Raw genomic sequence first — 22,369 nt, 5'->3', positions numbered from 1 at the left:
TCCAGCACGTCAGCTGCCGGCGTCGACAACCTCGCGCCGCACTCCTTCTTCACCGTCGCCGCTGTCAACCCTCCGATCGTGCAGTTTACGTCGGTCGGCGAGAAGGACTCGTTGCGCAACATCGATGAGACGGGCGAGTTCGTCGTCAATTTCACCCCGGTTCGTCTCTTCAACGAAGTGAATGCGACCGGGACCGACTTCGACCAGTCCGTCGACGAGTTCGATGCGGCAGGCCTTACGCGGGAACCCAGTCTCACGGTTCGTCCGCCCCGTGTGAAGGAGTCTCCTGCCGCGCTCGAATGCCGTCTGCACTCGACGCTCCCAATCGGCGACTGCACCCTCATCTTCGGTGAGGTCACCCACGCGGTCGTCACGTCGGAGGTACTCGACGGCAGTCACCCGCGAATCGAGCTGCTTGACCCGCTGTCGCGATTGGGGCGCGATGAATGGGGAACCATGGGCGAGGTGAAGGAGCTCAAACGAATACGCGCGGCTGACTGGCCGGCGCACTTTCGACGAAGAGGCGCGGGCGCCGACACAAAGAACCCGGCCCCGTCGGCTGAACCGCCGGGGCCGGGTTCTTCTGCTCAGGGCTAGCCGATACCCAACTGCACGAAGACGAACCACACGAGCACAGGCACGAGGACAATCATCGCGATGGCCCAGAGCAGCAGCGCCCGGAAGAACAGCCGCTCGTCCTTCGGTTGGGCGCTCGCCATGAGCAACGCCCCGCTCGTGGACATCGGGCTGACGTCGACCACGGATGAGCTGATCGAAAGTGCGGTGATGACACCGATCGGTGTCAGCAGCGGATCGAGCGCGATCGGTGTGACAAGCGGGCTGATGACGCCCAGCGTGCCGGTGGTCGAAGCGAAAGCCGAGACGAGGGCGACCACGTACCCGGTGACGAGTGCCGCAACCGAACCGTTACCCAGGGCTGCGATGCCGCTCTGGAGCTCGTTCAGGGCACCGATTGCCTCAAGCATGCCGACGTAGGTGACAATCCCGGTGACGAGGATGATCGCCGACCAAGGCATGCTTTCTACAGCAGGTTTCTGCACGCCCGAATTGACGACGATCAGCACGAGCGCGATCACGATGGATGCCACGCCCACGTCAATACCGAACACGGTCGTTAGAACCAGCAGTGCGACAAGACCGACCAGCGTCAGCAGTCGAATCGGTGTGACAGCCACCCTCGCCGGAGCGGCCTTCGTCATAGTGGGTGCCGTCAACACGGTCGTCAGGTTTGCTGCCGTCCCGCCTGCTCCCGAACGAGCGCGCTGGGCCGACGGCATCTCGTCCGCAGACCCGAGTGGGGGTTCTTCCAAGCGGATGGCTCGACGCTTCATAATCGCCTGAGCGGCGGCGTAGGCAATAACGGCGAGGAACGCGTTGAATACGAAGCAGTACACGTACAGCTTGAGAGAATCCTCCGACGCACCCGCGTTGTCGAGCATCACATTGCTCAGCACTCCAAACGGGTTAACGGGTGAGAACGCTCCCGCATTCGCTCCCTGCACAACAACCAAACCCATGGCGAGCGTGCTGATGCCGAAACGGCTGCCGAGCGCCAGTGCCACTGGTGCAACGATCGCAATTGCCGCCGGAGTGAAGGCGCCGGCAGATGCGAGGATCGCCGTCAACAGGAACATGAGTACCGGCACGAGAATTTTCCGGTCGCCGGCAAGGAGTTCCGCCCAATAGGCGAGCAGGTCGATCGTTCCGTTGATCCGGACGATCGCAAACAGAAGGGTTGCGCCGACCAGAATGAAGAAGAGCCCGGCCGGGAACTCGCCGATGACGTCGGCAATCGGCAAACCGGCGACGAGCGTGCCGACTCCGAACGCGGCGACCAACGCGATGAGACCGGCGTTGATCCGGGTGAACGAGCCGATCGCGAAGGCCGCGATCAGCACGAGGAATGCGACGAGAGCGATAGACATGATCGCTTCCTTACGAGCGAAGGCCGACGAGCGTGGTCGCGGTGCCCGCTAGAAGACTGCCCGCACCGGTGATGGCCGGCTGGTGACCAAGCGCCTTGAGGATCTCGTAAGTGGTCGCCGTGGCGGCCGTGATGACGGGCAGCCCCAGTTCTTTCTCGACAGTCTCGACGGCACGAAGCGAAGGCATTTGCACGCACGCGGACAGAATGATCGCTTCGGCGCCTTCGAGTTTGAGGTCGCGGGCGATGCCCGGCAAGTTATCCGGGTTGAGGCATCCGACCGCCAGATTGTCCGCAACTTCGAGGCTGACAGCATCCAGAACCTCGATGCCGGCGCCCTCGATGTATTCGCTCACCAGTTTAGTGAGCGGCTTCATGTAGGGCGTGACCATCGCGACTCGACGAACCCCGAGGTCAGCGAGGGTGCGTACGAGCGCCCCGGCGCTGCTTGTGACTTCTGCCGGATGACCGTTTTCTTCTGCAGCACGGGCGATGATCGCCTCAGCGCTGTCGTGCGCGCCGGGACCCTGGGCCATCACGGCGACCAGGCACGCATATGCGATCACGTCGACGTCCGCATCGGACACGGCGGTCGCGCAGTCGGCGGCCTTTGCCGCCATCGCCAACAGCTCCTCGCGGGTCACGTTCTTCAGCGTGGCGCGGGCGGAGTGGAAGGTGTAGCTGTGACCGGTCGCCTCGGACTGGCGGCGGAAGAGCTCCGGCAGCTCCGTTTCCATCGTTGTGTTCGAACTCGGCACGATGAGGCCAATCCGCGACGCGCCCGGTGAGCGTGGGCTCGCCGAGTCTTCGAGGGGTAATGCAGCGTTGTTCATGTATCTCTCCACAGCGTTGTGTACGGACGTTTTCGGGCGATCTGATCCCGCATTCTGGGACCGCGTCCCATACTGTGGGATAGATCGCGACGTGTCAACTCGGCTGCGCTCCTGCGCTGACCTAGAATATTCGCGCATCGGAAAATGACGTGCAGCGAGGATCCACGAATCGTGTCAATCGACCAGAGCGCAAGCAAGGCATCGACGTTGGTGCTGCACAAGATCACCGAAATACTCAGCTGCTTCTCGGCCGAAGGACCGGAACTCACGCTGCAGCAGATTCATAAGAAGACAGGATTACCCTCCAGCACGTGCCAACGGCTGGTGCAGGACATGGTGCATGAAGGCCTGCTCGATCGTGATCTCGACCGCTACCGGATCGGCATCGCCATGGTGCGTTGGGCGACGCCTGGCACCCTTGGGCTCGACGTCGTGCGCCTCGTCAAGCCAGCGCTGCAGGAGCTGCGCGATCTCACCGGTGAAACGGCGTGCTTCTACGTGCGGGATGGAGCCCTTCGAACAATCGTTGCTGTGGCAGAGACGCGTCATGTTGTGATGCGCCCATTCCTCGTCGGAATGGTCATGCCAATTCATGCCGGCGCGCCCGGCAAAATCTTCCTCGCGTTCGATTCGGATGCCCGCCGCGAATTGGAATCAACGGAGCTAGTCGAATTCACACCCACAACGCCGGACAGTCTCGAGGTTCTCGACCGCCAAGCCGCGACCGCTCGCGATCAGGGCTACTACGCAGCTTTCGGCGAGCGGAATCTGGATGTCGGGTCGATCAGCGCTCCGGTCTTCTCGCACGTCGGCGAACTGGCCGGAGCAATCGGCCTGGGGTTTCCCACCTCTCGGGTCACCCCGGGGCAGGCGGAGTCGCTCGGACCTGTGGTCACGCGTGTGGCCGAGAATGCGAGTCGACTACTCGGCTACGATCCTGCGCTTAGGCGGCGTTGACCAAGGATTCGCTAGTACTCAGATCTCGTCCCTTCCGGTCTGGTCTCGTCGGGAATCATGCCCGCCAGGGCGAGCCCGCGCACCGGAGACGTCCGGCTGAGCCGCGCAATGATGCCCACGGCTCGTCCGTCTCCTTGGGCACTCAGGCGCAGATTGCGGCCGCCTCATGCCCTGGAGCGGTCAGCCGGACGGCCAGATAGCCGGGCAAGGCTCAGCCCGTCCACCAGCAGCCCGACGCCGAAGGCAAACGCCTGCGCCTGATCGTCGGCGCCCAGCGGCTGAGCCTCGAGCACCTCGGCGAGGACACCGACGCTGTCGTACTGCAGGCGCTGCTGCTCATGCGAGACATGGCCCAGCACGAAGTGCAGCAGCGTCGTCCCGGCCCGTCGGCTCGTCGCTTGGTCGAACCCGCCCAGCGCCACCGCGTCGGTGAGCCGGCTGAGCGCCCTCCCGGATCCGAGCCCCAGCGCATACGTGCTGGACACGATCTCGGCGCCGTCTCGATAGGAGAGTAGGGCGTCACGCAGGGCGCTCGCCTCGACCCGTGTGCGTTCCTGCCAGTCGGAACCGGCAGTCGAAATCGCCGAGGCTGGCGCCGGGTGTCCGTCCACGATCCGATCAGCGAGTTCCGCGATGAGCGTCTGCTTGTTCTCGAAGTGCCAGTACAGGGCGCTCGGCTGGACGTCGAGCGCGGCGGCGATCCGACGCATAGTCAGGTCTGCGAGTCCGTGTTCATCGAGGATCCGCAGTGCGACGTCGGCGACGTCGTCTCGACGATGGCGACGAGGTATTCCGGAACCGGCCATGGCACCTACTATAGTGAATGCCGTTCAGGTGAACAGCGTTCAGGAAGGACATCCCCATGAGCAGATTCCGCATCGATGCGACCGATATAGCCCGAATCGCGGTATTCGCCGCGATAGTCGCAGCCCTCGGTCTTCCTGGAGCGTTCTCCGTGTTCGGCGCGGTGCCAATCACCGCGCAGACCCTTGGTGTCATGCTGGCCGGGGCTGTGCTCGGGGCCTGGCGCGGGATGCTGTCGATGGTCGTGCTGCTGGCGCTGGTGGCGATCGGCCTGCCGCTGCTCGCCGGAGGCCGTGGCGGCATCGGGGTGTTTGTCGGCCCGAGTGCCGGGTACCTGCTCGGCTGGGTGGTCGGCGCCTTCGTGATCGGCCTGATCGTGCACGCCGGCGGGCGCAAGCTGACCTGGGCGCGCACCTCACTCGGCGTGCTGCTGGGCGGCATCGGCGTCGTTTACGCCTTCGGCATCCCGGTGCAGTCATTTGTCACCCGCCTACCGCTCGCCGAAACCCTGCTGCAAAGCAGCATCTTCGTGCCCGGCGACCTCATCAAGGCTGTCCTCGCCACCGTGATAACGATGACCCTGGCGCGCGCCTATCCCCGCGCGTTCCAGAACAAAACGGACTCCGCCGAGACGCTCACGCAGCCCCTCGAACCCTCCCGGCCCGCGTGAGCGGAGCCTCGGGGTCCGACACGGGTCGGATCGTTCTCCTCCGGGGAGGCGACCCGATGGCCCTCGCACGCCGGACGCTCGATGAGCGCGCCGCCGGCCGCATCCCGCTTCTCGGCGACGACCGCTGGAGCGAGCAGCAGTGGAAGGTCGTGCAGGACCGCGTGGACGCTGCGGGCCCACAGCCGGGACAGGCGTGGGCGGCGCTCAGCTCCGGCAGCACCGGCGAACCGCGGATCGTGCTTCGCACGGCCGATTCGTGGGCGGCGTCCTTCAGCTATGTCGCGGAACTCCTCGACGCCGGACCCGACGATGTGCTCGCCCTCTCCTCTCCCCCGGCTTCTTCACTGTCGCTTTTCTCGATCGCGCACTCCGCCGAAGCCGGGTTCACTTTGGCCCTTCCCCGCGCGCATTCCCTCACAGCGGAGGACGCTCGCGACGCGAGTTTGTTTCACGGCACCCCGAACGGCCTGCGCACGCTGCTCGACGCCGGCACCCCTTCCCGATTGCGCGCCGCGTTGATCGGCGGAACGTCCCTCGACCTCGCTCTTCGCGCCAGGGCCGAGGCACAGGGCATCCGGGTAATCTCCTACTACGGTGCCGCAGAGCTTTCTTTCGTCGCTATCGACGACGTCAGGGCGGACGACGCGGGCGGCCGGGGTTTCCGTGCCTTTCCCGGCGTCGAGTTCGAGGTGCGCGACGACGACGTGCTGTGGGTGCACTCGCCCTATGTATCGACCGGGTATCTGACGGGAACCGGGCCGATGCGACAGGGTGCGGGCTGGTGCACGGTCGGCGACCGGGCACGCCTCGAAGAAGGTCGACTCACCCTGTTGGGTCGCGATGACGACGCCATCCTGACTGCCGGGGCGACGGTCATCCCCGCCGATGTGGAGCAGGAGCTCCGTCGGATCGATGGGGTCGACGATGCCGTGGTATTCGGCCTTCCCAACGACGGCGTGGGTGAGCTCGTCACAGCCGTCATCGAAGCGGCGCCCGGGAGTTCGCTTCGCCGTGCCGAACTACGAGCCGACGCGGCGTCGCGGCTTCCTGCGACACATCTGCCCCGCCGCTGGTTTGTCGTCGACCACCTCCCCCGCACCGTCACCGGCAAGACTGCCCGCGCCGAGCTGATCCACCGGGTGCGGTCCGGAGAGGTGGCGAGCCTTGCGCGCTGACCCGGTGATCGTCGCCGCCAGGCGCACCCCGATCGCGACACGCGGTCGCGCTCTGTCAGCGCTCACGGTCGAGAAGCTCGCGGCGTCGGTCGTGCGCGCCGTCGTCGACGACGCTGCCGGGGTACTCGGCCGCGCGCCGAAGGTGGCCGATGTGGTGCTCGGCAACTGCATGGGCCCTGGTGGCAACCCCGCGCGTGTTGCGGCCCTCGCCGCCGGGTTGGGTTTCGAGGTGCCGGGGCTCACCGTCGACCGGCAGTGCGGCAGCGGGCTCGCCGCGATCGTCGAGGCGACAACGGCCATCCAGGCCGGTGACGAGCGGGCTCGGATCGCCGGCGGGGTCGAGAGCCCGTCGACGGCACCCATCCGGTCCATCGACGGCGTTCCATACTCTCGTGCCGCATTCACCCCGGACGGTTGGCACGACCCCGATATGACCCGTGCCGCTGAGGACCTTGCCACCCACGACGGCATCGCTCGTGAGCGGCAGGACGCCTATGCCGCCCTCAGCGCACACCGCGCGGCGAAAGCCGGCGCAGCCGGACGTTACAACGCGGAACTGGTTGCCCTTCCTGGCGCTGCCGTGCACGACGAGCTACCGAGACCCGGCTTCGGCCGCCTCCTCCCCCGCTTCAGCCCGCTGTTCCCCGGAGGCTCCCTCACCGCCGGCAACACCTGCCGCGTGAGCGACGGCGCAGCGGCCGTGCTTCTGGTGCCCGGCACGACGTCACACCGCGGAACCGTTCCCGGTCTCGCGATCCGCGCGCACGCCGTGGTGGGCTGCGACCCCGCATTCCCTGGCATCGGGGCGGCTCCCGCCGTGCTCGAGGCGCTCGAGCGGGCCGGGTACGACCTCACAGAGGTCTCCGCTTTCGAAATTGTCGAAGCGTTCGCCGCTCAGACGCTCGCGGTGCTCGGGCGCCTCGGTCTCTCCGACGACGATGAACGCCTCTCCGCAGACGGCGGTGCCCTTGCGCTCGGTCACCCCTGGGGCGCCAGCGGAGCGGTCGCCGTGGTACGCCTCTTCTCACGCCTGGTCCGCAGCGGGGCACCGGCGGGCACGGTCGGGGTCGCCGCCGCCTCCGTCGGAGGCGGCATCGGTGTCGCTGTGGTCTGCGAGGTCGTGCGATGATTTCGAATGAGATGCGCCACGACACGAACGCCCCGCCGATTCTGGTCGAGAACCTCACAGCACGGCTCGGCGACACCCTCGCCCTCAACGACGTCAGCCTACGGCTCGACAGCGCCCGGATCGCGGTGATCGGCTCGAACGGATCCGGCAAATCCACGTTCGCCAGACTGCTCGGCGGCATAGCGCGACCGACGGCGGGCAGCATCCGCGTGCACGACGTCGACACCGTGAAGGAGTCGGTCGCGCTCCGGCGGCTCGTGAGCATCGTGTTCAGCAACCCGGACGCGCAAATCGTGATGCCCACCGTCGCGGAGGACGTCGCGTTCTCCCTTCGAGGCTCTGGCGCGACGAAGGTCGAGATCGCCGAGCGCGTCACTGCCGCCCTCGCCGCGTTCAAACTGACCGATCTTGCCGATCGTTCCGCGCACGAACTCTCAGGCGGGCAAAAGCAGCTCCTCGCGCTTTGCGGGGCGCTCATCCGTCGCCCGGCCCTGCTCATCGCCGACGAACCCACCGCCTATCTCGATGCCCGCAACAGTGCGGCCGTCGCCGGGCACCTCCTGCACCCCGAGGCGGGGCATCAGCTCGTGCTCGTCACCCACGACCTCGAGCTCGCCGCCCGCTGCGACACCGCGCTGCTCTTCGACGAAGGTCGGGTGGTCGCTCAGGGTGGTCCTGCCGAGGTCATCGAGGCGTACCGCGCGAGCTTGCGGCGGTGAAAACGTGATCACGCTCTACCGTCCCGGCCACACCTGGTTGCACAGATCACCGGCAGGGCCGAAGTCTCTCGGCATCCTCGTCGTGGTCCTCGCCGTCTCACTCCTGCCCACCAACTGGTGGACAGCAGGCATCGCCGCGGCGGTGACAGTGCCCGGTTACCTGGCGTCTGGCCTCGGCATTCGCGAACTCGGCCGGCAGGTTATCTCGATCCGTTGGATCATCACGATCACCCTCGTCGGGCAGCTGATCTTCCTCGACATCGAATCCGCCGTCGCGAACACCTCTCGCATGAGCGCCGCCGTGCTACTGGCTGCGCTGCTCGTGCTGACCACACAAATCACTGATCTGCTCGATGCCTTCGAGCGCGCGTTGCGTCCCCTCGGCAGGCTCGGTCTCGACCCGGCTCGCGCGGCGCTCATGCTCGCGGTCGCCATCAACACCGTCCCGGTTCTCGCTCGGTTGGCCGGCACCGTGCGCGAAGCTCAGCAGGCCCGCAGTGCGCGCTCGAGCCTCTTCACCTTCGTCGTCCCGTTCCTGGTGGTAGCACTCAAGCACGCCGACGAGCTCGGCGACGCGCTCACGGCACGAGGCATACGATGACCGGTCGGCGCGTGCGGGTGCTCGGCAAGACGGTCGACGACCAGACCCGTTGCGAGCACTACGCCACCTCTCTCGACGTCATCGCCATCCTCTTCGCATGCTGCGGTGAGTACTACCCCTGCCACCTCTGCCACGGCGAATGCGCGGACCACCCCGCGGCGCAATGGCCGCGCGCCGAGCGCGGGCGTGAGGCGGTGCTCTGCGGCGTCTGCTGGAGCGAGTTGACCATTGACCGGTATCTCGAGGTCGACGGCTGCCCCGACTGCGGCGCGCCGTTCAACCCGGGCTGCCGCCTGCACACCGAGTACTATTTCCAGGCCTGAACAACGGTGAAGAGCCCGCACCCCCGGGGCCCCGTGCCGACTCATCCAGGCCACGATCGCGGTCCCTGACGTTGTGATCGCTGTAGCGAGAGCGCCGGATCGGGTACGATCCCGACATGGATTTCACTTTCGCTCTGACGCCCGATCTCATCGTGGCCTTTCTCACGCTGTTTGTGCTCGAAATCGTCCTCGGCGTCGACAATGTGATCTTCATCTCGATCCTCGCGAGCAAGCTCCCGGTGGAGCAACAGGCCAAGGCGCGCAACCTCGGCCTGACACTGGCCATGCTCACTCGCATCCTTCTGCTCTTCGGAGCGTCGTGGATCATCACTCTCACCGACGACCTCATCACCGTCTTCGGGATGGGATTCTCCGGCCGAGATCTCATCCTGATCTTCGGAGGACTTTTCCTCGTTTACAAGGCCGTCACCGAGATCCACGAGAAGCTGGAAGGCGCCGAATCGCACGGGACCGGGCGCTTGAAATCGGCGACCTTCGGCGCGGTGCTCGCGCAGATCCTGCTGCTCGACATCGTTTTCTCGTTCGACTCGGTGATCACCGCCGTCGGTATGGTCGACAACCTGGTCGTGATCATCGCCGCGGTCGTACTTTCATTCGCGATCATGTTGTTCTCGGCGCGGTACATTTTCGCGTTCGTCAACAAGCACCCGACGGTGAAGATGCTCGCGTTGGCGTTCCTTGTACTCATCGGCGTGTTCCTCATCGCCGACGGCTTCGACGTGCACGTCGACAAGGCGCTGATCTACGGGCCGATGGCGTTCGCGATCGGCGTCGAGGCACTCAACCTGCTCTATCGTCACCGGCAGAACAAACGGTCCGGAACCGAAATCGAACCGGTGCACCTGCGCCACGCGTACTCCAAAGCGGACGACACGGATGCCATTCGGGCTGCCACGTCGAAGGGCTCTGCCGGTGGTACCGTCGGCCTCGGCAGAGGACCCGTCCATGGCGAGGTCCCCGACAGTGACAGCCACCCGGTTTCGAAGGGTCTCGGCTGAACCTGCCTACCCTGCGCCCGAGAGTCACGATTCACCCGGTTCACACCCGGCCTCCTCACTGGACAAACGCTTCACCGAGGCCTCGTTCGGGTGCCCGAGTCGAACGGTGTTAGTGTTGTCGCATCCACACGGGGGCCCCTGCAGGGGCTGAGATCGGGCTGACGCTGCCTGCGACCGTCGAACCTGTCCGGGTCATGCCGGCGAAGGAAGTAGGACCTCACGATGGTTTCTGTCAACTCATCACACTCGCTCGGATATCTGCACGATGCGGAACACGGCATCAGCGTACCGGTGACCAACATCGCTTTGAGCTCGAGTCCGAACGGGGATCAGAACGGTCCGTTCACCGTCTACCGCACGGAGGGGCCCGGAAGCGACCCCGTCCACGGCTTGCCGCCGTTCCGGGCGCCATGGATTGAGGAGCGCGGCGACACGGAGCTCTATGCTGGCCGTGAGCGGAACCTGCAGGACGACGGGCGCTCCGCACAGCGACGAGGTGCCGCGTCCGCGGAATGGCAGGGCTCGAAACCGGTGCCGCGTCGAGCGCTCCGAGGCCGGACCATCACACAGATGCACTATGCGAAAGCAGGCATCATCACGCCGGAGATGCGGTTCGTCGCTCTGCGAGAGAATTGTGACGTCGAGTTGGTGCGGTCCGAAGTCGCCGCCGGGCGAGCGATCATCCCCAACAACGTCAATCACCCCGAGTCGGAGCCGATGATCATCGGCAAGGCGTTCCTGGTGAAGATCAACGCGAACATCGGCAATTCAGCGGTGACCAGCTCGATCGCGGAGGAGGTCGACAAGCTTCAGTGGGCCGCGAAGTGGGGAGCCGACACGGTGATGGATCTCTCCACCGGGGATGACATCCACACGACACGGGAGTGGATCCTGCGAAACTCACCCGTCCCGATCGGGACTGTCCCGATCTACCAGGCGCTCGAGAAGGTGAACGGTGAAGCCAACGACCTCACCTGGGAGATCTACCGGGACACCGTCATCGAGCAGTGTGAGCAGGGTGTGGACTACATGACCGTCCACGCCGGGGTCCTGCTCCGCTATGTGCCTCTCACCGCCGAGCGCGTCACCGGCATTGTCTCCCGGGGTGGGTCAATCATGGCGGGCTGGTGCCTCGCTCACCATGAGGAGAACTTCCTCTACACCCACTTCGACGAGCTGTGCGAGATTTTTGCCCAGTACGATGTTGCCTTCTCGCTCGGTGATGGCCTTCGCCCGGGCTCGACCGCTGACGCCAACGATGCAGCCCAGTTCGCCGAGCTTGACACCCTCGCCGAGTTGACGAAGCGGGCGTGGAAGTACGACGTACAGGTCATGGTGGAGGGACCCGGCCACGTTCCCTTCCACCTCGTGCGGGAGAATGTGGAGCGCCAGCAGGAACTCTGCGATGGGGCACCGTTCTACACGCTGGGACCACTGGTCACCGACATCGCTCCCGGCTACGACCACATCACCTCCGCCATCGGGGCGACGGAGATCGCCCGCTACGGCACGGCGATGCTCTGCTACGTCACCCCGAAGGAGCACCTCGGCCTTCCGAACAAGGCCGATGTGAAAACCGGGGTCATCACCTACAAAATCGCAGCGCACGCGGCTGACCTTGCGAAAGGGCACCCGGGCGCCAACGAACGCGACGACGCCTTGTCGAAAGCACGTTTCGAGTTCCGCTGGCGAGACCAGTTCGCCCTGTCGCTCGACCCGGTGACTGCGGAGGAGTTCCACGACGAAACTCTCCCCGCTGAGCCGGCGAAGACAGCTCACTTCTGCTCGATGTGCGGGCCGAAGTTCTGTTCTATGCGCATCTCCCAGGACATCCGCGACCAGTTCGGCGGCCTCTCGGAGCAGCAGATCGTCGCAGGAATGGAACAAAAGTCCGCGGAGTTCCAGAAGGCGGGCGGGAAGGTCTACCTTCCCGAGCCCACTATCGGGAGAAGCTGAAGCACTCCGGGTCTCACATTGTCCTGTTCGTACTAGTGAAAGGGACGTCACCTTTGTGACTTCAACGATCCCCCTTCCCTCCGTCGATGCTCGAGCGCTCGGCGGTGCTCTGGCCCGGCTGCGCGAGTCGCCACCCTTGGTGCAGTGCATCACGAACATCGTCGTCGCCCAGTGGAGCGCCAATGTGCTCCTCGCTTCCGGGGCGGCCCCTGCGATGGTGGACAATCCGAGGGAGGCCGGTCCGTTTGCCGCCGCCGCGGATGCAATCCTGATCAATCTCGGGACCCCTTACCGCGACACCGCCGAAGCGATGATCGCCGCAGTCACTACGGCGGCAGCGAATGCGACACCTTGGGTTCTCGACCCGGTCGCGGTCGGCCCCTTGGCCTGGCGGACCGAGATCGCGCTCACCCTGCTGGAGATCGGGTCCCCCGCCGTCATCCGCGGCAACGCCTCCGAGATCCTCGCGCTGGGTGGCGGAGCGGGGGGTAAGGGAGTGGACTCATTGGAGACCCCGGAAGCTGCGCTGGGCGTTGCGCAGTCGCTGGCGCTCCGGTACGGCACGGTGGTCGCCGTGAGCGGCGCGGTGGACCACATCACCGATGGCGACCGTATCGTGCGGGTATCGAACGGGCATCCCGTCATGACCCGGGTGACCGGCGTCGGCTGTGCCCTCGGCGCACTGATCGCGGCCTTCACCGGCACGGTCGACGACGCCCTTCTCGCGGCCACCACAGCGACAGCGATGATGACAGTGGCAGCCGACACTGCCGCCGTCTCATCCAGCAGACCCGGCAGCTTCGCCGTTGCCTTACTGGACGAATTGTCCGATCTGTCTCCGAACTCTCTGACTGAAAAAGTCCACCTCTCGTGAGCGGAGGGCGAGCCCCGTTGGACCTCTCCCTCTACCTCGTCACCGACGCACGCCTCTGCCGGAACAAGGGCGTCGTCGAGACGGCGCGAGAAGCCGTCGACGCCGGAGTGACCGTCGTGCAACTCCGGGACCCCGACGCCTCCGACGCAGAGATCGTCCGACAGGGCCGCGCGCTAGTTTCGGCTCTCGCCGGATCGGGAGTTCCAGTGCTCGTGAACGATCGCGTGCACCTCGTCGCGGCCATAGGCGCCGACGGTGCGCATATCGGTCAGAGCGATCTCAGCGTCCAGGAAGCCCGCCGGATGCTCGGCCCGGACAGCTACCTCGGGCTCTCCGTGCAGCACCCCGAGCACCTGGTGATAGCCAGGCGCGGGCGACCTGCAGATATCGACTACCTCGGTATCGGACCCGTCTGGGCGCAGATGACCAAGCCTGACGCCGCGGCACCGATCGGGCTCGACGGGTTGCGCGAGCTGATCGACTCGAGTCCGTGGGAATGTGTGGCCATCGGCGGAATCGACGTCGACAGGGTGCAGGCGGTGCGGGCGTCGGGAGCTGCTGGGGTCGCGGTGGTCAGCGCCATCTGTGGGCAGCCGGACGTCGGCGCGGCAACCCGGGAACTCCGTGCCGCGTGGCGGGCGCACCTGTGACTGCCCTCGTCTCGCTTTCCATCGCCGGCTGCGACCCCTCCGGTGAGGCCGGAATCCAAGCGGATCCCAAGACGTTCAGCGCGCTCGGCGCTTACGGCACGGCGGCCATCACAGCACTGACCGCGTAGAACACCACCGGTGTCACAGGTGTGCACGTGATGCGCGTCGACTTCGTGACAGAGCATCTCGAGACGCTCATCGTCGACGTGCGGATCGACAGCATCAAACTGGGCATGCTAGCCAACGCCCCCCAAGGGTGACCAGAACCCAATGGATTACGCCATGTGTCAGGCCTAGCGGTACGGCAAGTTTGCTCTCCGTAGAGTCGACTTCAGCGACGTGACTCTGGGTCGCATGAACCGGAACCCCGCGTCGTGCAAATCAGAGATAGTGACAACGTCGACGAGAGGGAACACCATGAGTGAGTTCTACGATAAGACCGAGGACCGCAAGTACACGAGCGTGTACAAGAAGGAGACGCCCGACATCCTCGCTGCGTTCGCCGCTTTCGACAGCGCCGTCTTCGCAGCTGAAGGTCGCTCCATTCCGCTGAAGTACCGGGAACTCATTGCCCTGTCCGTCGGGATAACGACGCAGTGTGTCTACTGCATCGACGCCCACGGCCAGAACGCGGTGAAGGCCGGCGCGACGCAAGCCGAACTGGCTGAGGCAGCCTGGGTCGCCACCGCGATTCGCGCCGGAGGCGGTTTCGCCCACGGACGCCTCGCCTTCAAGCTTTCCGGGGCGAACGAGCGCGACGTTGCCCCCACCGATGCACACGATCACGAACCCTCAGCAGCACACTCACACTGACAGCAGCGGCGCCGGAGGCTTGCGGCCCTCCGGCATCCGCCATCAGACCGCGGCGTTCGCGAAACGACTGATCGGCCGCTCAAGTCCAAGCCTGTCCCGCAAGGTCGCAGCACGCTCAACAGAACCGGCGCCAGACCGGAGCCGAGCCACTACACGGAGCACCTCTGGCAACACGGCAAGACCGCTCGCCCCGTCCGCCACGAACTCCACGCCGTCGACGACATCCCGCAGCGCCGCACTCTGCTTGAGCGCCGCGGCCGGATCCGCAGCCGAAACTCGTGCCCAGACCGACGGGTCAGCGGCACTGTTGCGTAGTGCGCCGACAACAGTGTGGAAAGCGCTCAGATCACCGGTCGCCTCGACGATCGCAACATCGGCTCGGGTGACTGTAAGTCCGAAGAGACCGGGCCATTCCTCCGTCGCCTGAGCCGCAGGGTCCAGCCGCACGGTCACGATAGGCTGCCCTTGCGGCGGGCGTGGCGTGATGAGCGGCCCCTTAACAGTGAAATATGCTCCAGAATGGTCGATGTGGTGGACTTTCGATGAGTCCACGTAACGGCCGGTGGACAGCTCGCGGATCTCCGCGTAGTCCTCCCAGGAGTCCCAGAGCGCACGGACCACGTCCACGAACTCCCCCGCCTGCGCGACGCGTTCCTCCGGCGGCAGTGGCGGCAAGTCCGGAAACCGCGCGTCGACGGCATCCGTCTGAGAGGCATCGAGAACGATGCCGGCGCGCCCAAGGCTGATGTAGTCGAGCGTCGCAATGGCCTTCGCCGTGTGGAAGGGCTCGCTGTAGTGGCTTGACGCTGCGGGCAGCAGACCGATCGTGTTCGTCTTGCGGGCCAGGTAGGCAAGCGTCTCGGCGGCGGCCAACCCTACGCCTTCCGACTCAGACGCCTCGAGCGGGTCACCAAGCGTGAGCACATCGATGCCGGATGCCTCAGCGAGGCTCACATAGTCGGTCAGCGTACGGATGCCGTCGGCACCGTCTCCAAGACGGTGACCGTCAAGCGACAGGGCGTAGATAAACGAGTGGGCGCTCATCGGGCGACCTCCGCCTGAGGGGCGACAGCCCAGTGGTCGGCCGCGATGCACTCCAGCCACGCCCCGATCTCATCCCCGGCCACCTGGCCGTCGATACCGGCCTGGAAGAGTGCGTGCGCGTCAGCACCTGCGGCTCGTGCGACCTCGTGTTCGGTGCCGAGGTCGGTGCCAAACATCGCCGGGTCGTCGGTATTGATCGTGATTCCGACGCCGCTTGCGATCAGGTCGGCGAGGGGATGGTCGTCGATGTGAGCGACGACCTTCGTCCGAAGGTTCGAGGTGGGACAGACATCGAGCACGATACGTCGCTCGATGAGCTCTGCGATGAGGTGGGAGTCTTCGATGGCTCGGAACCCGTGGCGGATGCGGGAGGCGCCGAGAAGATCGATCGCCTCACGGACCGAACGGGGGCCGTCGTCCTCGCCAGCGTGGGGCACGGCGGCGAGGCCAGCATCCCGGGCCAACGCGAAGACCTCTGTGAACATGCTCGTCGGGTTGGCGCGTTCACGGCCGCCGAGGCCGATGCCAACGATCCCGCGGTCGCGGAATGGGATCGCGTCGAGCACGATTTGACGACTGACTTCGATCGGCCGGTTGCGGTCGAGGTCGGGCGTGATCCGCACCTCTACACCGGTCTCCTCCCGTGCCTGCTGGATGCCGTCGGTGAAGCCCTCGAACAGCTCCCGTCCCTCGATCCCCCGGGTGTAGTACTGCCCGGGTGAGACGATCGCCTCGAGGTAGACCGCGCCGAACGAGGCTGCTTCGGCCGCGTAATCGACCACGACCCGGCGGAAGTCGTCCGCGTCGTACAGCACGTCGGTAGTGACGTTCCAGACGTCGATGAAATGATTGAAGTCGCTGAACTCGTAGAACCTTTCCAGCTCCTCGAGCGTGGCAACCGGCAGGGCAGCACCATTCTTTTCTGCCAGGGAGAACAGCGTCGCCGGGCGAATCGCACCTTCGAGGTGCACGTGCAGTTCGATCTTGGGGTAACTCATAGCTGCTCCTGAGCCGTGACGGCGGCCACATCGTGGCTGAGGATCTGATCGACGAAGCGCCGCGTGCGGTCGACCGTCGGGGCATCCAGGACCTGCGACGGTGGCCCCTGCTCGACGATCTCACCCTCGTGCATGAAGACAATCCGGTCCGCTACCGTGCGAGCGAATGCCATCTCGTGGGTAGCGAGAATAAGTGTCAATCCGAGGTTCTTCAGTTCGGCGATCAGGGCGAGCACTTCACCCACGGTCTCGGGGTCGAGCGCCGAGGTGACCTCGTCGAGGAGGATGACAGTCGGCTCCGTGGCAAGGGACCGGATGATCGCCACGCGCTGCTGCTGCCCGCCCGAGAGTCGGTCGGGATACTCGTCCGCCTTATCGGCGAGACCGAACCGTTCGAGCAGTTCCATGGCCCGGCGGTCGGCGTCGACCTTGCTCTTTCTGGCCACTCGCCGGGGCGCGAGAGTGATGTTCTCGAGCACCGTGAGGTGCGGGAACAGGTTGAACTGCTGGAAAACCAGCCCGACCTGCTGCCGCACGCGGTTCTTGTTGGTCTTCGGTGCGGTGATGTTCTCGCCGTTGAGCTCGATGCTCCCGGCGACGACGTCCTCGAGCAGGTTCACCGTGCGCAGCAGGGTCGACTTGCCGCACCCGCTCGGCCCGATCAGGGCGACGACCTCGTGTGACGCGACGTCGAGGTCGATGTTCCGCAGGACGGTGCGAGAACCGTACGCCTGATAGACGCCGCGCAGGCGGACCGCGGGAACGGCATCCGGAATCATACGGCTCCTCCAACCGTCCGGCGGATCTCGCTCCGGCGGAGCAGGTGGTCGGTAAGTCGGGTGAGTGGGATGGTGATGGCCACGAACAGGAGGGCAGCCACAAGATAGCTTGTGAAGTTGAAGGTTGTCGCTGAGTACGCCTGAGCGGCGCGAGTGGCCTCCATCGTTCCGATCACCGAGATGAGGGCGGTCTCCTTCTGAAGGGCGATGAAGCCGCTCATCAGCGGTGGAGTCACGCGTCGCACCGCCTGCGGCAGGATCACGAACCACATGGTCTGGCCGTGCCCGAGACCCAACGCACGCGCGGCTGCCCGCTGGCTCGGATGGATCGACTCGATACCGGCGCGGTAGTTCTCCGCCGTGTATGCCGATGACGTGAGCACACACGCGACGGCTCCCCAGAACAGAGGCGAGGTGCTGAGGCCTTCGATCCGCAGCGCGGGGATGCCCATGCCGAGCATGAGGATGACCAGGATCGCCGGCAGCCCGCGGAACAGGTCGATGAAGGCGATCGCGAAGAACCTGAGCGGAAAGAACACCGGCGACGACAGGTTGCGCAGGAGCGCGAGGACGAGGCCCACAATGAGGACGATCGGCTCGATCAGGACGAACAGCAGAACGTTGAGCAGGAACCCTTCCCAGATTTTTGGGAACGACAGAGCGAAGTGCTCAGGATTGAGGAACGCGCGTTGGAACAGCAGCCAGCCCTCTGAATTGACGGCGATCGTACCGAGAAGTCCAACCACGACGATCGTGCTGACGACCGCGATCGCCGACGACCCGAGAAAGTCCCGGCGCTGCCACCACGGTTTACGGGTGAGTATCACCGCTAGTTCGGCGTCGCTGAGAGGCCGGGAGACGGATGCTGTCACATGCGATGACATCGTCATGGTCGTACTCCAGCACCGATCGCTACGTCGCCGATGTGTGCGCGGAGGGTGGCTCCGCTGTATTCGGTCGGGTACACCGCCAGCTCTTGCAACTCGGGAACGACGCGGTTGACGAACTCATCCATGCCGCTCGGCACGATCGACGGGTTCACGACGAACCCGTCGGCGGCCCGCGACTGGACCCATTCATTTATCTCGTCGGCGACCTGACGTGGTGTGCCGACGAAATCACGGCGTGCGAGGACGACGCTGAGAAGCTCGCGCACCGAGAGCTTGTCACGCTCTGCGATCTCGCGCCACTGGCCAACGAGCACGCGCGCGTCTCGCTCTCCGCCGACACGGCCCCGTGTGTAGCCGTACGCATGGTCCCAGTTGGGGTCGAACGAAGGCAGCGGTCCGTCGACGTCGTAGTCGCTGAGGTCCACACCCCATACTTCCTCGAGGAGGAACGTGGCCACCTTCGGGGTCATCTCCAGCGCGCGCCACTCACGCAGCCGTTCCTCCGCATCCGCGGCGGTGTCGCCGAGGACAAAGGCTGTGCTGGGCATGATGAGCGGCGCAGGTCGCCCAACAGCTGCGGCGCGTGCATGCAGGTCGCGGTAAAATTCCTGCGAGCCCTGGATGCTGCTGCGACCGGCGAAGATGACGCTTGCGTGCCGGGCGGCCAGGTCCCGGCCTTCCGGTGATCCTCCGGCCTGCACGATGGTGGGACGGTCGTCGCCGAGCGGGGCGAATCCTGCGGACCGGTGTGCGGCATCCGCCTGTGACCACCACGCCTGCACCTCGGTAATGAAGCGGTCGGCGGCGCGATAGCGTTCGGCGTGCTCGACCATGCGGCCAGGCCGAAAGTTGGTCGAGGCCCCCTTGCCGAAGGTGGTGTGGGAGGTGACGACGTTCCAGCCGGCCCGCCCACCGGACAACCGCTGGACTGTGGCAAGCTGGCGTGCCACGTGATAGGGGTCTGAGAAGGTCGTCCCGATCGTCGCGACCAGCCCGATGTTCGTCGTTTCCGCGGCGAGGGCTGCGAGTGTCGTGAGTGAGTCGGGTTTGTCGAGGATGGCGTGCTCGACAACGGCCCCCCGGTGCTCCTGCAGCCAGTTCGCCTCCGCGAGGAAGACGAAGTCGAAGATCCCGCGCTCCGCACTCGTGGTGAAGTGGCGGAACGCGGAGTAGTCGATCTGGCTGCCGGCATCCGGATGCCCCCACAGGGTGTGGTGGTGGTCATTCGGGTAGAAGGCACCGAGGTGGACGCGTCGGCGAGCAGGCGCGCTCATCTACTGGTCGTATTCCCGCACATCGGCGGGAAGAGGTAGCCAGGTCTCAGCAAGTTCGTCGATGGTTCCCTCTTCCTCCAACTCGGCCAGGGCGGCGTTGACATACGGGGTCAGCGTGCTCTCGAGGTCGAGGACGAAGCCCATCCCTTTGCTCTTGCCGTTGTCTTTCAACAGACCGGCGATCGTGAGGTCGTCGTACTGGTTCAACACGACGTTCTGTGCGATCTGCAGGTCGACAACGATCGCATCAACCTGGTCGTTTTCCAGCGCCTGTGTGCTCAGAGCGACGGTGTCATAGCTCAGAACCTCGGCCGGTTGAATTGTGTCGGTGATGTAGCTGTCCTGCGTTGTGCCCGCGACCGTGCCGAAGGTGAGTTCAGCCAGTTCGTCGACGCTCGTGGCGGCAGCGGCATCCGAGTTCGCCTTGGCCACGACGACGCTCCGGGAGACATAGTACGGGTCGCTGAACGAGACCGCTTGGGCACGATCCTCGGTAATGGAGACCTCCTGAACGTAGAGGTCGAACTCTTTCGGGCCGGGAGCGTACGACGCAGAGAAGGCGGTGTAGCCCCACGTCACCACATCCTCGGAGAATCCAAGTTTCTCAGCGACGGCATAGGTAAGAGCGCTTTCGAAGCCCTTGCCATTGCTCGGGTCGTTGTCGACAAACCATGGAGACCACACCGGCTCGTCAGCGTGCACGGTCAAGGTACCGTCAACGACGAGGTCGAGGTCTGCCGGGTCGCCGAGGGTGATGGCGCTGCCAGCAGCCGGCTTCTCGGCAGACTCCGTCGCCGCGGTTGGCTCAGAGCAGCCGGAAAGAAGAAGGGCGCCGGCCGCGCCGAGCGCCAAAATGCCGGGTAGAGCGCGAACACGCGGATGCCGTGCAGTCGAGATATTCATAGGTTCCTCTGGATGTCCGATGGTGCGACGGGTGCGGTCACCCGCATGTGGCCTTCAGGTTATGCGCTGGTGACAGCAGAAATTCGTCTTATTACGGGATGTGACAACCGGCGTCTCCACCTGACGTGACTGCGAGCAAGATGATCGAGTGAAGAGAGCTCTCCTGTGACCGTCCCCTTGTCTGTGCTCGACCTTGTTCTGACCTCGAGCGGACAATCGGCGGCCGAGGCCTTGTCAAGCAGCATCGAGCTGGCCAGGCACGCCGACCGCCTGGGCTACCGCCGTTTCTGGCTGGCCGAACACCACCTGTACCCCGGCGGTGCGGGATCGGCGTCCTACCTGCTTGCGCCCACAATTGTTCACGCGACAAGCCAGATCCGGGTCGGCGTGGCCGTGCTCGTCATCGACAACTACAGCCCGTTGCAGGTTGCGGAGATCGCCGGAACTGTGGCGGCCCTCGGCGGGCGCGGTTTCGACCTCGGTATCGGCCGAGGCGGCCCGTCGGTCGAGCAGCGAGCGCGCGCAAAGGAGACCAACCGCAAGCTGGAGGCCGGGGAGATTCAGCCGGGACCAGTGGCACCGTTCCGCGAGGTCGACGGGGTCGTGATCCCGTCGTTCTGTGCCGCCCCGTTCGCCGACGTGCGGGCCGGGCTGAACGACAGGCTCCTATCGCGGACGCCGGGAAATCCGGCCGATTTCGGCGAGCAGACGCGTGACGTGCTCGGGTTCCTTGACGGGACATATCAGGCACAGGAGGGCGTTCCGGTGGTCGCGACTCCGGCGCACGGTGCGGAAAACGTGCAGGTGTGGGTTCACGGCAGCTCGGCCGGCGTCAGTGCGAGCGTCGCCGGTGCCCTCGGGTTACCGTTCGGTGCGAACTATCACGCCCTGCCCCAGCAGATTCTCGAGACCGTTGCGGCGTATCGGGAAGCATTCGTGCCCTCGCCCGAGCATCCGAACCCGTACGTCATCGTGTCGGCGGATGTGCTCGTCGCGGAGAGCGACGAGCAGGCCGCAGAGCTCGCGGCGCCATTCAGGCCGTGGCTTCACGGTATCCGGACCGAATACGTTGCGCAGCCGTATCCGAGCCCAGCGGAAGCGGCTGCTTTGCCTTGGAGCGACGAACATGAGGCGATCGTGTCCGACAGGCTCGCCTCACGGATCGTCGGATCGCCCAAGACCGTGGTGCGGCGCCTTAAGGCGTTGGTTGCGGCGACCGGTGCGGACGAGCTCGTAATCACGACACAGGCGCATGCTCTCGCGGACCGGGTGCGCTCGTACCGCTTGCTGGCCGATGCCTGGCGAAGCGAGCACCCCCGAGCGAGATCGCCCATCACCTGACCCACGGACCCAGACGCGTGAGTCCGGCCGACCTCGCCCAGTCCGCCGGAGCCCGCTGTGCCTCTGAAGAGACCCTCCAGCGCAGCAAAGGGCAGACCGGTTTGAATCAAAACCAGGTGCGTCAACACGCCGGCCGGTATCGGCGCATCACCCCCCCTCGATGCTCGCCCACGCCTTCCTGACCGTGACCCGGTCAGAAAAAGGGACGACAGCGACCTCGTCACCCTGAGCGCGCCCGAGATCAGACACCTTTTCGTCTGCCTAATCTTCATCAGCCACCGAACCCCGAACACATGCTGGACCGCTCGGGCTGGCGGCGCCGACATCAACAAACCGCGAAAAAGACACCACTACCGAACCCGCGGCCACCATCCATAAAAGCGACCGTCGTGCTAGCTCCGCCGCCACTACGAAACCCCGGGAACGCATCAATCCCGGGGTTTCACTCTCGGAGGAGCCCGCCTGGAGCCTAAGCCGACAGCTCACGTCGGAGGATGTCCGCGCCGGCGCCCAGCGAGGCAAGCTTGGCGCGGGCGACCCTCCGGGGCAGGGGTGCCATGCCGCAGTTGGTGGAGGGGTAGAGCTTGTCGGCATCGACGAACTGCAGTGCCCGCCGCAGAGTATGGGCGACTTCTTCAGGTGTCTCGACGGTGGTGGTTGCCACGTCAATGG

23 protein-coding genes, 2 pseudogenes and 1 riboswitch are annotated in these 22,369 nt (G+C 65.4%); of the genes and pseudogenes, 15 read left to right on the top strand and 10 right to left on the bottom strand.

All coding sequences use genetic code 11. The annotated features are described in order from the left end of the window. Window positions 1-597 (top strand): flavin reductase family protein (locus JWP90_RS10210; RefSeq protein ID WP_297363417.1); only part of this gene is annotated, 597 nt, incomplete at its 5' end. Here the strand turns inward: JWP90_RS10210 and JWP90_RS10205 are convergent. Then, entirely contained in the window at window positions 594-1,946 is a 1,353-nt protein-coding gene (locus tag JWP90_RS10205) for an SLC13 family permease (protein WP_297363414.1), read from the bottom strand. The genes JWP90_RS10210 and JWP90_RS10205 overlap by 4 nt on opposite strands. Before the next feature lie 10 nt (window positions 1,947-1,956). Further along, a complete protein-coding gene (locus JWP90_RS10200) occupies window positions 1,957-2,682 on the bottom strand; it encodes an Asp/Glu racemase (RefSeq protein WP_297363411.1) in 726 nt (241 codons plus the stop codon). A gap of 267 nt (window positions 2,683-2,949) precedes the next feature. On the opposite strand from JWP90_RS10200, the gene JWP90_RS10195 reads away from it, so the two are divergent. Next, entirely contained in the window at window positions 2,950-3,735 is a 786-nt protein-coding gene (locus tag JWP90_RS10195) for an IclR family transcriptional regulator (protein ID WP_297363408.1), read from the top strand. Window positions 3,736-3,899: 164 nt separating this feature from the next. Here JWP90_RS10195 and JWP90_RS10190 read toward each other — a convergent pair whose 3' ends face one another. Further along, window positions 3,900-4,541, bottom strand: coding sequence for a TetR/AcrR family transcriptional regulator C-terminal domain-containing protein (locus tag JWP90_RS10190; protein WP_297363406.1), 642 nt, complete (start codon window positions 4,539-4,541; stop codon window positions 3,900-3,902). Window positions 4,542-4,597: 56 nt separating this feature from the next. On the opposite strand from JWP90_RS10190, the gene JWP90_RS10185 reads away from it, so the two are divergent. From JWP90_RS10185 to JWP90_RS10130, 12 genes and pseudogenes are all read left to right on the top strand, one after another. After that, on the top strand, window positions 4,598-5,209 hold the full coding sequence (locus JWP90_RS10185) for a biotin transporter BioY (protein WP_297363403.1): 612 nt from the start codon (window positions 4,598-4,600) through the stop codon (window positions 5,207-5,209). Window positions 5,210-5,265: 56 nt separating this feature from the next. Further along, window positions 5,266-6,384, top strand: coding sequence for a class I adenylate-forming enzyme family protein (locus JWP90_RS10180; protein WP_297363400.1), 1,119 nt, complete (start codon window positions 5,266-5,268; stop codon window positions 6,382-6,384). Next, the gene (locus tag JWP90_RS10175; protein ID WP_297363397.1) at window positions 6,374-7,513 is read left to right on the top strand and encodes a thiolase family protein; all 1,140 of its coding nucleotides are present in this window, start codon (window positions 6,374-6,376) and stop codon (window positions 7,511-7,513) included. The genes JWP90_RS10180 and JWP90_RS10175 overlap by 11 nt, the downstream gene beginning before the upstream one ends. Then, a complete protein-coding gene (locus tag JWP90_RS10170; RefSeq protein WP_297363394.1) occupies window positions 7,510-8,232 on the top strand; it encodes an energy-coupling factor ABC transporter ATP-binding protein in 723 nt (240 codons plus the stop codon). Before JWP90_RS10175 ends, JWP90_RS10170 begins: the two co-directional genes overlap by 4 nt. A gap of 4 nt (window positions 8,233-8,236) precedes the next feature. Next, the gene (locus tag JWP90_RS10165; RefSeq protein WP_297363391.1) at window positions 8,237-8,833 is read left to right on the top strand and encodes an energy-coupling factor transporter transmembrane protein EcfT; all 597 of its coding nucleotides are present in this window, start codon (window positions 8,237-8,239) and stop codon (window positions 8,831-8,833) included. Next, window positions 8,830-9,156: a CHY zinc finger protein gene (locus tag JWP90_RS10160; protein WP_297363388.1), complete on the top strand. Its 327-nt coding sequence runs from the start codon at window positions 8,830-8,832 to the stop codon at window positions 9,154-9,156. The genes JWP90_RS10165 and JWP90_RS10160 overlap by 4 nt, the downstream gene beginning before the upstream one ends. A 116-nt stretch (window positions 9,157-9,272) precedes the next feature. Continuing rightward, window positions 9,273-10,175: a TerC family protein gene (locus JWP90_RS10155; RefSeq protein WP_297363384.1), complete on the top strand. Its 903-nt coding sequence runs from the start codon at window positions 9,273-9,275 to the stop codon at window positions 10,173-10,175. Window positions 10,176-10,293: 118 nt separating this feature from the next. Further along, a riboswitch (TPP riboswitch) is annotated at window positions 10,294-10,401 on the top strand. Beyond that, window positions 10,398-12,131, top strand: coding sequence for a phosphomethylpyrimidine synthase ThiC (gene thiC, locus JWP90_RS10150; protein WP_297363381.1), 1,734 nt, complete (start codon window positions 10,398-10,400; stop codon window positions 12,129-12,131). It overlaps the preceding riboswitch by 4 nt. 55 nt (window positions 12,132-12,186) lie before the next feature. Then, window positions 12,187-13,005, top strand: coding sequence for a hydroxyethylthiazole kinase (gene thiM, locus JWP90_RS10145; protein ID WP_297363378.1), 819 nt, complete (start codon window positions 12,187-12,189; stop codon window positions 13,003-13,005). A gap of 17 nt (window positions 13,006-13,022) precedes the next feature. Then, window positions 13,023-13,655: a thiamine phosphate synthase gene (thiE, locus tag JWP90_RS10140; protein WP_297363376.1), complete on the top strand. Its 633-nt coding sequence runs from the start codon at window positions 13,023-13,025 to the stop codon at window positions 13,653-13,655. Further along, window positions 13,652-13,903 (top strand): annotated as a pseudogene (locus tag JWP90_RS10135) (bifunctional hydroxymethylpyrimidine kinase/phosphomethylpyrimidine kinase); the annotation flags it as partial. The gene thiE and the pseudogene JWP90_RS10135, both read left to right, overlap by 4 nt. Window positions 13,904-14,072: 169 nt before the next feature. Beyond that, a complete protein-coding gene (locus JWP90_RS10130; RefSeq protein ID WP_297363373.1) occupies window positions 14,073-14,468 on the top strand; it encodes a carboxymuconolactone decarboxylase family protein in 396 nt (131 codons plus the stop codon). A 42-nt stretch (window positions 14,469-14,510) separates the two neighbouring features. Here the strand turns inward: JWP90_RS10130 and JWP90_RS10125 are convergent, their stop codons facing one another. The 6 genes from JWP90_RS10125 to JWP90_RS10100 are packed head-to-tail and all read right to left on the bottom strand — an operon-like array spanning window position 14,511 to window position 20,356. Continuing rightward, the gene (locus tag JWP90_RS10125; RefSeq protein WP_297363370.1) at window positions 14,511-15,512 is read right to left on the bottom strand and encodes an LLM class flavin-dependent oxidoreductase; all 1,002 of its coding nucleotides are present in this window, start codon (window positions 15,510-15,512) and stop codon (window positions 14,511-14,513) included. Beyond that, on the bottom strand, window positions 15,509-16,510 hold the full coding sequence (gene add, locus JWP90_RS10120) for an adenosine deaminase (protein ID WP_297363368.1): 1,002 nt from the start codon (window positions 16,508-16,510) through the stop codon (window positions 15,509-15,511). Before add ends, JWP90_RS10125 begins: the two co-directional genes overlap by 4 nt. Further along, window positions 16,507-17,289, bottom strand: coding sequence for an amino acid ABC transporter ATP-binding protein (locus tag JWP90_RS10115; protein WP_297363365.1), 783 nt, complete (start codon window positions 17,287-17,289; stop codon window positions 16,507-16,509). The genes add and JWP90_RS10115 overlap by 4 nt, the downstream gene beginning before the upstream one ends. Beyond that, complete coding sequence (locus JWP90_RS10110; RefSeq protein ID WP_297363361.1) at window positions 17,286-18,179, bottom strand: amino acid ABC transporter permease; 894 nt, start codon at window positions 18,177-18,179, stop codon at window positions 17,286-17,288. Before JWP90_RS10110 ends, JWP90_RS10115 begins: the two co-directional genes overlap by 4 nt. Further along, window positions 18,176-19,453 (bottom strand): LLM class flavin-dependent oxidoreductase, encoded by a 1,278-nt coding sequence (locus JWP90_RS10105; RefSeq protein WP_297363359.1) that lies wholly within the window; start codon window positions 19,451-19,453, stop codon window positions 18,176-18,178. Before JWP90_RS10105 ends, JWP90_RS10110 begins: the two co-directional genes overlap by 4 nt. Then, window positions 19,454-20,356 carry an ABC transporter substrate-binding protein gene (locus JWP90_RS10100; RefSeq protein ID WP_297363357.1) on the bottom strand — a complete coding sequence of 301 codons (903 nt, stop codon included), beginning with the start codon at window positions 20,354-20,356 and terminating at the stop codon, window positions 19,454-19,456. 165 nt (window positions 20,357-20,521) lie between these two features. Between JWP90_RS10100 and JWP90_RS10095 the strand changes: the two genes are divergently transcribed. Continuing rightward, a complete protein-coding gene (locus JWP90_RS10095) occupies window positions 20,522-21,697 on the top strand; it encodes an LLM class flavin-dependent oxidoreductase (RefSeq protein WP_297363355.1) in 1,176 nt (391 codons plus the stop codon). Window positions 21,698-22,166: 469 nt separating this feature from the next. On the opposite strand, the pseudogene JWP90_RS10090 reads toward JWP90_RS10095, so the two are convergent. Then, a pseudogene (locus JWP90_RS10090) lies at window positions 22,167-22,369 on the bottom strand (methionine synthase); the annotation flags it as partial.

Source organism: Mycetocola sp. (assembly GCF_025464835.1).
Classification (GTDB): domain Bacteria; phylum Actinomycetota; class Actinomycetes; order Actinomycetales; family Microbacteriaceae; genus Mycetocola_A.
Note: the sequence above shows the minus strand (reverse complement) of the source record. Positions and strands in the feature narration are given on the sequence as shown.

Excerpts from the sequence above, each read along its gene's own strand:
- JWP90_RS10205 (WP_297363414.1), bottom strand. The coding sequence starts at position 1,946 with ATGTCTATCGCTCTCGTCGCATTCCTCGTGCTGATCGCGGCCTTCGCG.
- JWP90_RS10200 (WP_297363411.1), bottom strand. The coding sequence starts at position 2,682 with ATGGAAACGGAGCTGCCGGAGCTCTTCCGCCGCCAGTCCGAGGCGACC.
- JWP90_RS10190 (WP_297363406.1), bottom strand. The coding sequence starts at position 4,541 with ATGGCCGGTTCCGGAATACCTCGTCGCCATCGTCGAGACGACGTCGCC.
- JWP90_RS10185 (WP_297363403.1), top strand. The coding sequence starts at position 4,598 with ATGAGCAGATTCCGCATCGATGCGACCGATATAGCCCGAATCGCGGTA.
- JWP90_RS10180 (WP_297363400.1), top strand. The coding sequence starts at position 5,266 with ATGGCCCTCGCACGCCGGACGCTCGATGAGCGCGCCGCCGGCCGCATC.
- JWP90_RS10170 (WP_297363394.1), top strand. The coding sequence starts at position 7,510 with ATGATTTCGAATGAGATGCGCCACGACACGAACGCCCCGCCGATTCTG.
- JWP90_RS10160 (WP_297363388.1), top strand. The coding sequence starts at position 8,830 with ATGACCGGTCGGCGCGTGCGGGTGCTCGGCAAGACGGTCGACGACCAG.
- JWP90_RS10155 (WP_297363384.1), top strand. The coding sequence starts at position 9,273 with ATGGATTTCACTTTCGCTCTGACGCCCGATCTCATCGTGGCCTTTCTC.
- thiC (WP_297363381.1), top strand. The coding sequence starts at position 10,398 with ATGGTTTCTGTCAACTCATCACACTCGCTCGGATATCTGCACGATGCG.
- JWP90_RS10130 (WP_297363373.1), top strand. The coding sequence starts at position 14,073 with ATGAGTGAGTTCTACGATAAGACCGAGGACCGCAAGTACACGAGCGTG.
- JWP90_RS10125 (WP_297363370.1), bottom strand. The coding sequence starts at position 15,512 with ATGAGCGCCCACTCGTTTATCTACGCCCTGTCGCTTGACGGTCACCGT.
- add (WP_297363368.1), bottom strand. The coding sequence starts at position 16,510 with ATGAGTTACCCCAAGATCGAACTGCACGTGCACCTCGAAGGTGCGATT.
- JWP90_RS10115 (WP_297363365.1), bottom strand. The coding sequence starts at position 17,289 with ATGATTCCGGATGCCGTTCCCGCGGTCCGCCTGCGCGGCGTCTATCAG.
- JWP90_RS10110 (WP_297363361.1), bottom strand. The coding sequence starts at position 18,179 with ATGACGATGTCATCGCATGTGACAGCATCCGTCTCCCGGCCTCTCAGC.
- JWP90_RS10105 (WP_297363359.1), bottom strand. The coding sequence starts at position 19,453 with ATGAGCGCGCCTGCTCGCCGACGCGTCCACCTCGGTGCCTTCTACCCG.
- JWP90_RS10100 (WP_297363357.1), bottom strand. The coding sequence starts at position 20,356 with ATGAATATCTCGACTGCACGGCATCCGCGTGTTCGCGCTCTACCCGGC.